The sequence below is a fragment of the uncultured Bifidobacterium sp. genome (assembly GCF_959020155.1).
Taxonomy (GTDB): domain Bacteria; phylum Actinomycetota; class Actinomycetes; order Actinomycetales; family Bifidobacteriaceae; genus Bifidobacterium.
Map to the genome: position 1 here is coordinate 14,692 of NZ_CAUERC010000005.1, position 13,263 is coordinate 27,954.

Annotated in this window: 9 protein-coding genes and 2 pseudogenes; 1 reads left to right on the forward strand and 10 read right to left on the reverse strand. The window is 62.3% G+C overall.

Annotation, left to right across the window (positions count from 1 at the left end):
• Positions 1–411: 411 nt before the first annotated feature.
• From Q5H31_RS02685 to Q5H31_RS02700, 4 genes and pseudogenes are all read right to left on the reverse strand, one after another.
• Positions 412–2,004 carry an MFS transporter gene (locus tag Q5H31_RS02685; protein WP_187781422.1) on the reverse strand — a complete coding sequence of 531 codons (1,593 nt, stop codon included), beginning with the start codon at positions 2,002–2,004 and terminating at the stop codon, positions 412–414.
• Positions 2,005–2,277: 273 nt separating this feature from the next.
• Positions 2,278–3,792 carry a sucrose phosphorylase gene (gene gtfA / locus Q5H31_RS02690; RefSeq protein WP_302457457.1) on the reverse strand — a complete coding sequence of 505 codons (1,515 nt, stop codon included), beginning with the start codon at positions 3,790–3,792 and terminating at the stop codon, positions 2,278–2,280.
• Positions 3,793–4,045: 253 nt separating this feature from the next.
• A pseudogene (locus Q5H31_RS02695) lies at positions 4,046–4,468 on the reverse strand (glutamate cyclase domain-containing protein); the annotation flags it as partial.
• A gap of 22 nt (positions 4,469–4,490) precedes the next feature.
• Positions 4,491–5,120, reverse strand: a pseudogene (locus tag Q5H31_RS02700) (DUF1445 domain-containing protein).
• Positions 5,121–5,424: 304 nt separating this feature from the next.
• On the opposite strand from Q5H31_RS02700, the gene Q5H31_RS02705 reads away from it, so the two are divergent.
• The gene (locus Q5H31_RS02705; RefSeq protein WP_085382256.1) at positions 5,425–6,378 is read left to right on the forward strand and encodes an aminodeoxychorismate lyase; all 954 of its coding nucleotides are present in this window, start codon (positions 5,425–5,427) and stop codon (positions 6,376–6,378) included.
• A 60-nt stretch (positions 6,379–6,438) separates the two neighbouring features.
• Here the strand turns inward: Q5H31_RS02705 and Q5H31_RS02710 are convergent, their stop codons facing one another.
• The 6 genes from Q5H31_RS02710 to Q5H31_RS02735 form a co-directional block, all read right to left on the reverse strand.
• The gene (locus Q5H31_RS02710) at positions 6,439–7,524 is read right to left on the reverse strand and encodes a LacI family DNA-binding transcriptional regulator (protein WP_003807340.1); all 1,086 of its coding nucleotides are present in this window, start codon (positions 7,522–7,524) and stop codon (positions 6,439–6,441) included.
• A gap of 192 nt (positions 7,525–7,716) precedes the next feature.
• Entirely contained in the window at positions 7,717–8,322 is a 606-nt protein-coding gene (locus tag Q5H31_RS02715) for a carboxypeptidase regulatory-like domain-containing protein (RefSeq protein WP_229055281.1), read from the reverse strand.
• A gap of 133 nt (positions 8,323–8,455) precedes the next feature.
• Positions 8,456–8,842: a CrcB family protein gene (locus Q5H31_RS02720; protein ID WP_021913524.1), complete on the reverse strand. Its 387-nt coding sequence runs from the start codon at positions 8,840–8,842 to the stop codon at positions 8,456–8,458.
• On the reverse strand, positions 8,842–9,909 hold the full coding sequence (locus Q5H31_RS02725) for a CrcB family protein (RefSeq protein ID WP_041777197.1): 1,068 nt from the start codon (positions 9,907–9,909) through the stop codon (positions 8,842–8,844). Before Q5H31_RS02725 ends, Q5H31_RS02720 begins: the two co-directional genes overlap by 1 nt.
• A gap of 215 nt (positions 9,910–10,124) precedes the next feature.
• Positions 10,125–11,636, reverse strand: a complete 1,512-nt coding sequence (locus Q5H31_RS02730) for a ClC family H(+)/Cl(-) exchange transporter (RefSeq protein ID WP_302457486.1) — start codon at positions 11,634–11,636, stop codon at positions 10,125–10,127.
• 263 nt (positions 11,637–11,899) lie between these two features.
• Entirely contained in the window at positions 11,900–13,186 is a 1,287-nt protein-coding gene (locus Q5H31_RS02735; protein WP_021913528.1) for an adenylosuccinate synthase, read from the reverse strand.
• Positions 13,187–13,263 lie beyond the last annotated feature (77 nt).

The following is a 13,263-nucleotide window of genomic DNA, read 5'->3' on the forward strand; positions in this document are numbered from 1 at the left end:
TTTCTGTTTTCTGTTGTGCGCTATGCCGGCCGGCTTCAAAAGGTTTTCGCTGCGTCTGCCTTGTGGGCTGCAACAAAAATGGCCCCGCATTATGCAGGGCCATCAACGTGTATTCCATGCGCGCCTCAAACCCTGCCTTCGTTGGCGAGGGATTGAAGCCGCAATGCTCGAATCAGTCCGCCAACGAAAGCGGAATAATAATTCGTGCGGACAGCAGTACGTGTGCGACCATTCCGTTCATCGTGGCGAACCTCCTTTCGCAAAGTCATTTCCCCGGGCGGGATTTCCGCTCGAACTAAGCCGTAAACATAGGCGCGTCCATCTCCCCTATCCACTAAAGGTTCACTATGTGGACGCGCCGTTTCGCTTTATTTTCCAATCATTGGCGATCTAGCACTGTCATAGTCGCCGTCATTGTTGCGATTTCAACCGCAATGTCAGCAGACCCGCCAACAGCATCGAAACAGTGGCGACAGCGAAGATCAGCACGGTGGCACCGGTCGCCACAATCACCGCGGCGCAGGCAGCGACGCCCAGTATCGTGCCGAACGTATTGGCCAGACTATAAGCGGCAAGCGATCGGCCCACGGAACGCACATCCGGCAGCATCGCAAGATCCAAGCTTTGGCTGGCGCCATCGAACACCACGTATGCGAAGCCGGCAAGCAGGGCGTACAGCGCAACCGCCAGGAAACCGTCGTCCATCAGCAACGGCAGCAGCGCAGCGACCATGAACAACACGGCGGACGCGACGGCCGGAATACGCAGATCGCCAAACAGGCTGACGATGCGGCCAAGCAGCAACGCCGCAATCAAAGCACCGACAAACGTGCAGATGGCCATGACCACAACCACCGATCCGGCACCGGCAATGCCGAACAAACCGGCCTCATCGGTATTGCCGACGATATTCGGCGCCAGATACCACTGATATACGGCGATTCCGGCTGTGGCCGCAACGGCGAACATGCGGGCCGCGAATGCCACAGAAAACTTCGGCGCGTTCTGCGGCGGACGGTATTGCGAGAAGAAATCGCCTTTCTCAACATCCCTACGCGGCAGGTAGCTGCTGGCCCCTTCGAACGGCAATATCAACAGCGTAACGACGGCCGCGACGACAAGCCAACCCGCGAATACCAGCATCGCGAAACCCGTAGTGCCATCCCAACCTTCGCCACCGGCATGCGGCGTCAGCGCAACAGCCACGGCGACGCCGACCAGCTGGCCAAGCGCCAGCCCCTTGCCGTGCCACGAATCGGCGCGGTCGCGGAACTTGTCAGGCACACGTTCGCCGAACGCGGCGGCGAACGGTATGGCCGCCATCGCATACGCGGCCTGCGTGGCCAGCCAGAAGAACACGGCCCACGGGAGAAAATCACATACGGAAAGAATCGCCATGCAGATAGCCGCCAATACGCTGCCGCTGACGATCCATGGCGTACGGCGCCCGAACCGGCAGTAGGAATGGTCAGAACCGACGGCGATGCATGCGTTCAGCAGGAACGTCATGATGGCACCTGCGATGACGAGCATCGCCAAATCCGTGACGCGGTTGATTCCCGACAAACGGCTGACGGTTTGCGGAATGAGCACCGTGTTGAACGCCGCCATCGGAGCGGACAGCAGCATTGAGCCAAGCGCAAAACCCGCAACGAGCCGGTTGGCCTGCATTGCGGTCGGCCTGGTGCCGTCCGGAGCGGTCATCGGGTCGCGCAGGTCGAGGAAGGACGATTCGAGGTTCGGCACAGCCACGTCAAGATGCGCGGCCGCGGTTAGGGGCGCTCCACCTTCCGATGCGATGCGCGCGGCCTGGGTTTCCGGACGCTCGTTGGACGCTTCCGGAATACGCGGATGCTGCTGCACCGACAGCCGGCGCATGGCCGCCTTCGCTTCGGGAGTCAGGGTCTTCTCATAATCGGGGCGATCGTCGATGCCCGGGCGGATGAACACCTGGCCGGGCAGCGGCTGCGGTTTGAATTCGTTATTCTGATTGTCTTCGGTCATATCTGCTGTTTTCTTGGCTTATCGCGTTTTCTGCTTGTCGCGTTTCATGTGCTTCGATACTCCACGCATGCGCCCGCCCGCTACGAGCGACACATACGAAAATCGCCCGGACGCATTGCTTCAGCGCATTCGGGCGATTCTTCAACGCAACTTACGATACCAACACGTGCGGCCACTGCCGTCCGCCCGACGGACCGGGTGCGACGGACCGGGTGCGCGACCGCAAGGTGGAACGCAATCGCAAGGCCGTACGTAATCGCAAGAAATTTTCCGTCAGGCGACGACAGGCGGATTGGCGATCAGATCATCCGAACGGTGGTCTCCCGCGGAATCCTCCCATTCCAACATGGCGACCGGCGTAGTGTTGTCCACACCGAGACCGCGCTTCGGCTCGAACGTCAGCGTGGCCTGGCTGGTTTCGCCGCGCCAGGTGAAGCTGATGGACGTGTCGTCATCGGTGGTGTACGAGAACGTGCCGTCGAACGCGTCGAGCTCGTTGCGGAACTTCGCGAGCGCGTTCAGCGCCTTGACCACCGGACGCTTAAGGTTCTCGTCGATTTCCGCGGTGGAATAGTAGTGGCGGTTGATGTCACGGCCGTTGTTGGTTTCGTGCAGCAGCTTCATGTCGTTACGCCCGGCGAGCGCGCCGACGTAGTAGACCTGCGGCACGCCCGGCAGGAAGAACTGCACCGCGCGGGCGGCGATGTAGTGCTGGTCGTTGCACCCGAGCGCCGAATAGTAGGTGCTATTGACCTGGTAGAGGTCGAGATTGGATGCGGCGGCGCCAGTGGCTGCCTGGGATTCGCCGTGGGTGTTGGCGTGGATGGTGTTGACGAGGTTGTCCACGTCCTCATCCGGCACCAGGCCCTTGAGCGAGCGGTCGAGCTGGTCGGAGCCGATGTCGATCACGCCGATGCCGTCGTGCGTGTCGAGCACGGTGACGGCGTTGTTCGGGCGTATGTCGGTCCAGTGGGCGACGGGCTCGACGTGGCCGGTGCTCAGCGCGTGCAGCAGCAGCGGAGGCAGGGCGAAGTCGTAGACGCGGTCCACCTTGGATGCGATTTCGACCTGCTTCTTGTAGTAGGAGTGCACTTCGATGAGGATTTCCAGACCGCGCTTGACGCCTTCCTCACGCAGACGGGAGATCAGCTTGAAGGTCTTCGGGGTCATGAAGCAGCTGGTGCCGGCTTCCTTGGCGCCATAGCCGACGGCGTCGAGGCGGATGTAGCTGACGTGAGAGGCGGCCATCTGGTCGAAAATCGACATGAGGTATTCCCAACCCTTGTCGGAATCGGTGTCGATGTCCACCTGCTGCGGGGTGAAGCTCACCCAGACCAAGCGCGTCTTGCCGGCGAACTTGTAGTGGGTGAACGGCAGGCCCGGACGCGGACGGTAGATGCCGGCCAGGTCCTCTTCGGTGGCGCCGTTCGGGAACACGGAGCTCATGGTCAGAAACATCGGGTAATACTCGGATTCCTCACCTTTTTCAAGCACATCTTGGAACTGCTTGGATTCCCAACTCATGTGGTTGACGATGGCGTCGACCATGATGTTGTGGGTCTTGGAGAGTTCGGCGACGTCGTCCCAGCTGCCGAGACGTTCGTCGACCTTGGTGTGGTCGATCGGGTCGAAGCCTGCGTCGGCGCCGTCGAACGGGGTGAAGAACGGCAAGATGTGAACGCCGTCGTACACGCCGTCGAAGCGGGTGCGCAGAATGTCGGTCATCGACTTGATGGTGCCGTCGCCAAGGCGGTCGGCGTAAGTGATGAGCTGCACCTTGTTTTTCATGGAGCCTCCTTCGGTTCCAAAAAGTCGTTGCGAGATTCTTTGCGGGAGTCCTTACGGCCATTCCCACGGTTGTGTCGAACCGGTTCGATATTACCGCAAAATGGGGCTCGACACCAAAACCGCAACCGGTGTTCGGGCGTGTCGAACCGGCTTTCGGCCGAATCGCGGCGCATGTCTCCGGCGCCCGATTCGAAAGCGACGGACATGCGGGGGCAGCCGCGAGCGCAGGGCCCTCAGCCTTGGGCACAGGACTTCAGCTGCGGGCGCAGTCCGTAAGCTGGCCGACCTGCTTAAAGTAACGGTCGGGTTCGAGGCCGTCGACGGTCGCCACGTTCGTCATATGCACGCCGTCGAGGCCGCCGTATTCGACGATCACGTCCAGCACGCGCTCCTGCCACGTCGGTTCAAGATACGGGTCGACGGCGTTGCTGCCCAACGCGCGCATCGCACAGACAAGCGCGTGCGCGCCCCAATTCGACGTGCCGGCCACCACCAGCTGGTCGGTCGGCACCGTGCAGGCGATGTTCTCTCCGTGGTCGACCACCCCTTCGATGGCGTAGTCCTCCACACGGCCCATGCCGATCTCGTTGCCGCCGTCGCCCACGCCGATCGTGTGCAGGCCGAGCAGCGTGAGCTGGCTCAGCGGCGCGGTCCATTCGGTGATGTCGATGCCGCGCCCCGCAACCTGCCGCTCGGCCTCACACCATGTATTCCAAATCGCGTTTGCTGGTGATGAACATGTGCCCCGGCGCGTGCGTGATCGCGAATTCCGGTTTGGACGCCATCACCGCGGCCTGCGGGGTCACGCCGCACGCCCAGAACACCGGCACATCGCCCGGCTCCAACACGGGGGCATCGCCATAGTCGGGATGCATGATGTCGTCGATGCCGATCGCGTACGGGTCGCCCACACATACGGGGGCACCGTGCACGGACGGTTAATAGCCGGAAATCCGGCATGCGTCGGCCACCTGCGTAGACGGAATGCCACGCATCGACACGACCATCGTCGAATGGAACGCGCCGGCCGAACGGCACTCGATCGACGTGTCGTACATCGGCACGTTGCGGCCTGCCGTGATGTGCCGCACCGGCACGCCCGCCTCCATCACTTCCAGCAGCGGGCAGGGTTTGGGATTGCGCTGCGCGAACAGCAGAAAATCGAATGCCTGCTCCTTGGGCAGAATCATCAGATTCGCCTGCGCGTAGCCTTGCGCGATGCCGCAGGTCGGGCGGACCAGGCCGTCACGGAACGCGGCGCGCGCCTGTTCGGGCGTGCTCGCCGCGCCAAGTTCGGTTGTTCCCATATCGGACATCCCATCCACCATTGCGCTCACCTTTCCCGTCGGCCGCCGTCCGGCCTTTTCCGAACGAACTGCCGACGAACCCCGAAATCAGATTCCGCAGAAACGGACGTTCAGAGTCGCTTTCCCTCACCTTGGTCGCCGAACGTTACGGAAGCCGCGCGATTCATGACGCGTATGTTTCCGCATTGCAAATTGGCGGTGCCAAGTGGAAACAAACCATGGTTAGGTTGGACGCCGAAGACGCACGCGAACGCTGACGCAACACAACAGCGCAACAGCAATAAAGCGGCAATCAAAAGACGCGGAGCGCGGAAGAGAGGTTCCCATGAGTTCGATCGTTCTGGCAGTCGGTAACGGCAAGACGCTATTCGGAGGCGCAGGCGTGGCGCCCGACGCGGATCTGGTTCGTTTCGTCGATCCGGAAAGCCCCATCATCAACGCGTTCGATTTGTGCGCACTGCGTGGCGACGGCATTTTCGAAGCGACCACGGTATGGAAGGGTTTCCCGGTTTCGTTGGAGAACCATCTGAAGCGTCTCGCCAATTCCGCCCGCCTGGTGGACATGCCCGAGCCGAACATTCCCGCGCTCACCCGCGCGGTCCAGCTGGTCATCGACCAGTATGACGATCCGGAACCCGGTCCGATGCTGCGCATCATCGTCTCCCGTGGTCTCGATCCGGACACCGGCGTGGGCAAGGCGGCCGACCGCACGCCGACCGTCTACATCTTCCTTGACGCGAAGGGCACGCTGCATTCGCTGGAGCCGATCACCATGGCTTCGATGACGCGCGGCTACCCGTCGGACATCACCGCACGCGCCCCGTGGCTGCTCAACGGCGCGAAGACGCTGAGCTACGCGTTCAACTGCGCCGTGCACCGCGAATGCGCCCGCCGTGGCGTCGGCGACGCGATTCTGTTCACGGAGGACGGCTACACGATGGAATGCCCGAATTCGTCGATTGTGGCACGCTATGGCGATACGTTCGTCACGCCCGACCCGCGCATCGGTATTCTGAACGGCACATCACAGCGCGAAATGTTCGCCTGGGCGCTCGAAGAGGGCAAGAAGGCGGAGTACAGGAAGCTGCCGATCGCCGAGCTGCGCGAAGCGGACAGCCTGTACATGACGCACGGCGGATGGTCGATTCCGATCAGCGCGATCGACGGGCGCGCACTTGCCGTGGATGCGACGGAGATCCAGGCGATCAACGATGCGATCCATTCGGGCCGCACGCACGAGGACGCGTTGAAGATCGGTCCGACCGGCGATTACGAATAAGGCGAAACGACCCGCTTAGCAGGTAAAACGGCCCGTCCAATGATGGGCGATACGGCCCGCTTAGCGCGTGGTATCGCCCAGTTTGCGCGTCACGGGAATCAGCACGTCCGGCTCGTACGGCTTGCGTCCCGTGGCGCTTGTCGTATCTGCCTTGGCATCCCCTTCCTTGGCGATCGCACGAACGATATTGCCGACCGCGACCTGCGCGATTTTGTCGAAATTCTGCGCCACCGCGGTCATTTTCATACCGGCCAGGTCGGTCAGATACGTGCCGTCGTAGGCGATGATCTGCAGGTCGCGCGGAATCGAAATATGCCTCCGCATCGCTTCGCGCACGCAAAGCGCGGCACCGATATCGGAGCTGACCACGGCATCGACGCCGTCCACCGGCATACTGTTGAGCACAGCATTCACCGCGTTCTTATACCCTTGGAAATCCTCCACATTGCCGGCTTCGACGTACTCGTACCGCACGCCGGCCGCTTTCAGCTCCTGCTCCAACGTAAGGTAGTAGCGGACGGCCGGGAACGTTGTCTTGTGCAGGTCGAAATCGTCCGGGCTGTCTCCATTGCGCGCCGCCAAATCGAAGAACTGGTCGCGCGGGCCGCCGATCATCACCACGTGGTGCGCGCCGGTGTTGACCAGCATGTGCGCCATGAGCCGGCCGCCCTGCTCATGGTCGGAGCCGATCGACGCGATGCCGCCGCCCAGCACACGGTCGAAGGCGACGATGGGGCGGTGGATGGACGTCCAGTAATCGTTCGGATGGGTGGTGTGCGAGCAGACGATGATGCCGTCCATCATGTGACGGCGCAGCATGTCCACGTATTCGACCTCGCCGTTTTCCGCGTCGGCGGTGGAGCACAGCATGGTGCGCAGTCCTTGCGCGGCCAGCTCGCGTTGCAGATGCGCGGTAAGGGTGGCAAAGAAGGGGTGGCGGATGGTCGGCACGATCACGCCGACCAGGTTCGTGCGGTTCTTGTACAGGTTGCGTGCCAGCTCGTTGGGCACGTAATTGAGCTCTTTCATGGCGGCTTTGACGCGCGCGCGCATGTCGTCGGACACGTAGCCCGTCTTGTTGACCACTAGCGAAACCGTGCTCAGCGAGACCCCGGCCTCTTTCGCCACGTCACGCATGCCGACCATTGCCCAACACCTCTCCCCCGCATCGTCGGGATGTTTCCTTACAAATCGCGATATTATGTGTTATTTTACATGCATCTGTAACGTTTCTTTGCAATCGTCCGCACAATATGAACTATCAATTGACGAAAGACGCCCTCCCCCTCTTCAATTCCCCCGAAAAATCCACTTTTTCACCCGTGAACGACGTATGTTTCACGACGCGTTCCACGCATCTTCCACGCACGCTCCGCATGTACTCCACACGCGTTCCGCCCGCAAAAGGGGCGGTGCGACACTTGCGATCATCTCGCTTGCGTCGCACCGCCCCTTGCGTTGCGTGGCCGCCGTCGATCCAGATGTGCCGGACGTGCCGCTGCCGGTGGAATCGCCAGCTTGGTCGAAACGGACGACTCCGCGCTGCTTGTCGAAGCTGGCTTTCCTGATCGTCACCGTTGCGCTGCTTGCCTTCAGACCGTGCTCTTTCGCAACGGATGCGTCGATGGTGACGGTGTAATCGCCATCATCGGCAACGGAAAACGCCCACTTGCCGTCCGCCGCGGTTTTGGTTTCCGCGGTTGCCTTGCCGGACAGCGTGATGGTGACGTCGGCGATCGGCTTCTTGTCGGCGTCCTGCAGGATGCCGTTGACGCAGCCGTTGCTGGCGGTCGGATTGCATTCATCGACGGCCTGCGCGCCGGAATCGGCTGCGGACGCGATGGCGGGAGGGAGTACGAAAAGCATCGAGAGAACGGCGACAATCGAACAGAGTATGACGATTCCCGGTCGACGATGCCGTGTGAGATACGTTACGGCTGTCATAGGTTTTTCCTCTCTTGTTGTTTTCACAACGTAGGAGAGGAAACAGCTCGCGCGGTTGCGCTCAGATTTCCTGAACGTTACCCGATGACCGCCCGTGTAACGTGAAAATTACGCGAGGCTGAGCCGGTGACAGCTATGCGTGGCCGCCCAGCATGGCGATGCCGAATCCGAGCGCCACGCAGGCGAGCGGCACCGCGACCGTGGCAGCGCCATAGCCCAGGGCCATGGCGAAACGGCGTTTGCGAATCAGCGACAGCACCTCGTTGATCGCCGACGAGAATGTTGAGAATCCGCCGAGGAACCCCACAACGAACGTCATTACCGTGCCCATATCCACCGACTGCGCATAGTACGACATCATGGCGATGCCGGCGCACAGGGAGGCGACGCCGTTGATGACGAGCGTGGCCAGGGGGAAGCTGTGGTTGCCGTCACGGTTCCAGCTGCGTTGGATCGACACGTCAAGCACATAACGGGCCATGGCGCCGATGCCGCCGAACAGGCAGATCATCCAGGTCATCAGCGCACCTCTCCTGTGGTCGGGTCGGCGACGAGCGGGATTTCCGCGGTGACCGGCTTGGGTTCGAAGCTGGGCAGAGGTGCGACGGGTTGCGATGACTGCGGCTGCGATTCGATTTTCGGCACCTGCCCGGTCTGCGCGACCTGCTGGGCGACCTGGGCCGCCTGCTGTGCCGCCTGCGCGGCCTCCAACGCGGCCTGCGCGGCCGAATGCGCCGCATCCGCCACCTTCACGTGGCGCACGCCCTGCGCGTCCGGCACGTTGTTCTGCACATTTTGCGCGGCCGGCACGTCCGATTCGCCCGAATCGGCCATGGGGACCGTCTGCGTAACACTCTGCGTAGCCGATACTGCAGTGTCGGTCATCTGGACGTCCTGCACGATGCCGTACGCGTCCGAATCGCCCGAATCGGACATTGAGGATACGGAAGCCGTGGAGGCATCGGCGATCGCGTTACGGACCCGCTTGCGTGTGCCGCGCGCCAGCAACGCCTGCATCAGCGCCACGCCAACCGCGGCCGCGATCAGACCGCCAGCGAAACTTCCCGCAAGATAGCCGAGCGCGCTGCCGAAACGCTGCTCGCGCATGCCTTCCATGGTTTCCAACATCACGCCGGACATCGTCGACAGTCCGCCAAGCAAACCAAGCCCGACGCCACGGCTGACGACCTGCCGCACCCTGCGGCGCAGCCACGACGCGGTCGCCATGTATTCGGTCAGCATCGCAAACAGGAAGCAGGCGAGCATATTCGACACGAACGTGCCCACCACGAACGGCGAACCGTTCACCGACGGCAGCAGCAGGTCCGTGGCACGACGGAACCCGACGCCGACGAAGCCGCCGACGAACACCACGAGATACATCAGACCATCGGCAAGAGGGTTGAATCGCGCCTGCATGCGTTTCATCGGCGCGAGCGGAATCTGCGGCGGATGCTTGGATGCGGCGGCACCGGACGGGCGCACATCCGCGCGCGCCACTTCGGCGACGTCGATCGACTGTGTGGCGGGATTCGGCTCATCACCCGCGTTTGGCGAGTCTGCCGCCCGTTGTTCTTGCGATTCCATCACGTTCCCCTTGTACTTGGCTTTCCGCGGACAGCGTCGTTCCGCCCCAGCCATACGGCAACGAGCTGGCCGCAGGTGCCGTCTTCCTAACCTTGTACGAGTCTACACGTGCATTGCAACCAAACATCGAACATGTCCGATTCGGTGGATAACTGTGGATAACTTCGGGTGGCCCTAGACGTCTACGAATGGTTATGGAAGACAGTAAGGCCGCGTCAGACGGACACGTCGCACAGCCGCCGCATCGCATGCCGTGCGTCGCTTTCGTCCTCGCCGCTGAACAGCACGACCAGATAGTCGCCGGCACGCAGCCGCGTATCGCCATGCGGCACGATCTGCCGTTCGCCGCGACGCAGGCCAATCACCAGACAGCCGTACGGCCAGCGCACGTCACGCATCAGCTTGCCGTCCGCGGTCGCGCCCATTTCCACAGGCAGTTCCATGATGCCGTTGTCGATGCGATTGGCGATTGCCGTCGTGCCGCCTTGCGCGCGCATGTACCGTTCCAGCAGCTCGCCGTAGATCGGTTTCGTACGCAGCAGGTCGGAGACGAGCAATGCGATGAACGCGACGGCGGCGACCGGCAGCATGTGCGTCAATGTGCCGGACATTTCCACGGCCAGCAGAATCGACGTGATCGGTGTTTTCACGGACGCGGCCAGCGTGCCCGTCATCACGCATACCGAGAAAATCGCCACGGAATCGGACGGCAGGTTGCCGAACTGGTGCAACGTCTCGCCGCAGATACCGCCGGCGAGTGAGCCAACCGCGAGAATCGGCATGAAAATGCCGCCGGGAGTGCCTGAACCGAAGCTGGTGGAGGTGAACAGCACTTTCGCCACGAACAGCACGCACAGCATGCCCAAGCCGACGCGCGCATGCTCGGCCATGGCGATCAGGTTCGAGCCGCCGCCGAGCACGTCAGGCAGCCAAATGCCGATTGGCAGCGCGAGTGCGATCGCGATCAAAGGGCGGCTCCATGCGGGAAGCTTGCCGTACAGCGTTTGGAAGCCGAGCAGCGAACGGTTCATCAGCGAACCAACCAAACCGGCCACCAATCCCAGCGGAATCAGCCACCCGTATTCGCCGAGCGGCAGTTGGCCGATGGCGCCGAAGTCAAGCACCGGACGCAGGCCGAAACAGTATTTCGATACGAAATCGGCGGTCAGGGACGCGGCGGTGGCGCCCATCAGAATCGCGGGCGAAAAACTGCGATGCACCCCTTCCAAAGCGAACATCATGCCGGACAGCGGTGCGCTGAACGCGGCGGACAGGCCGGCCGCGGCACCGGCGGTGACCAGATAATGCTCCTGCACGTCCTCACGTTTCTTGCCGCGCAGCCGGTGCGATAGGAACTGCGCGCCCGATGCGCCGATTTGGATGGACGGTCCTTCGCGGCCGAGCGAGAGGCCGAAGAGCGATCCGAGCAGGCCTCCGATGAAGCGAACCGGCAGAATCGTCTGCCATCGCATTTTCAGGCCGCAGATCACCACGCCGTTGGTTTGCGGAATGCCGCTGCCGCCGGCCATCGGCTCTTTTTTGACCATCCATGCGATGGCGAGCGCGGCTGCGATTGCGGCGACCGCCCACGGTGCGACCAGCCACGGGGTTTCGCGGATGCGCGCGTAGATCCAGCGCGCGGTGTCGGTGCCGTATTCGATGCCGAGACGGTAGAGGACGACGAGGAAGCCGGAAATCAGGCCGACGAGAATGCCGGCAGCGGCCATCTTCCATTTCAGGTGGTCGAATCGCGGGACCAGTTTGCTGAACCTGTCAAACCTGTCGAACCTGTCGTTAGGCGGCATTGCAGTCATCGCACTCCCCTTTTCCGTTCCTCCGCCGCGCACCCCGTCGGTGTGTATGCGGTGTGCGTCATACGCGCACGCCATCGCACGCACCATACGCAAAGTGCCGGCAGGCACAGGCCCACCGGCACTTGTCATTGACGTTCGTTACCGACGTTCATATCGACGAATCAGCCGAATCAGCTTCAGTCGATCAGCGAGTTGATCTGGATGATGTGGTCGCGCTGCGGGCCGGTGCCGATCACGGAAATGCGGCAGCCGGACAGTTCCTCAAGACGCTTGACGTAATCCTGGCAGGTCTTCGGCAGATCGTTGAAGTCATGGACCTGGGAAATGTCCTCGTCCCAACCCGGCATGGACTCGTAAATCGGCTTCGCGGCGGCGAACTCGGCCTGGTCGGTCGGCATATCGTCGCGACGCTCGCCGTTGACGTCGTACGCCACGCACAGCGGGATTTCCTTGAGGCCGGTGAGCACGTCGAGCTTGGTGAGCACGATGTCGGTCAGACCGTTGACCTGGGCCGCGTAACGGTTGACGACCGCGTCGAACCAACCGCAGCGACGCGGGCGACCGGTGGTCACGCCGTACTCGTGGCCTTGGGCGCGCAGCCATTCGCCGTCCTCGCCGAACAGTTCGGTCGGGAACGGGCCTTCGCCCACGCGGGTCACATACGCCTTGGAGACGCCGATCACGCGGGTGATCTTGGTCGGGCCAACGCCGGTGCCGGTGCAGGCGCCGCCGGCGGTCGGGTTGGAGGAAGTCACGAACGGGTAGGTGCCGTGGTCCACGTCGAGCATGGTGGCCTGGCCGCCTTCGAACAGCACGGTCTTGCCCTCGTCGAGCGCCTTGTTGAGCACCAGGGAGGTGTTGGCAACGTACGGCTTCAGGCGTTCGCCGAGCTTGAGCAGCTCGTCGGTGGTCTCGTCCACGTCGATCGGGCGACGGTTGTACAGCTTGACGAGCATCTGGTTCTTCTGATGCAGGCTGGCCTCGACCTTGTCATGCAGATGCTCCGCGTTGAACAGGTCGTGCACGCGGATGCCCACGCGGTTGATCTTGTCGGCGTATGCCGGGCCGATGCCACGGCCGGTGGTGCCGATCTTGTGCTTGCCGAGGAAGCGTTCGGTCACCTTGTCGAGCACGCGGTGGTACGGGGCGATGATGTGCGCGCTTTCGCTCACCAGCAGTCGGGAGCAGTCCACGCCACGGCTTTCAAGGCCGTCGATCTCCTGGAACAGCACTTCCGGATCGACGACGACGCCGTTGCCGATGACGGGGGTGGTGTTGGGGCTGATGATGCCGGACGGCAGCAGGTGCAGTGCGTACGATTCGTCGCCGACGACCACGGTGTGGCCTGCGTTGTTGCCGCCGTTGAAGCGCGCAACATAGTCGACCTTGGTGCCGATAAGATCGGTCGCCTTGCCCTTACCTTCGTCGCCCCACTGAGCGCCAATCAACACGATTCCCGGCATAACGCACCTCCACGATGTTGCCTTGTTTCCGCCGAAAATAGCGTACCGTGAGCCCTCTACTGCGTGGCGGTTTCTCG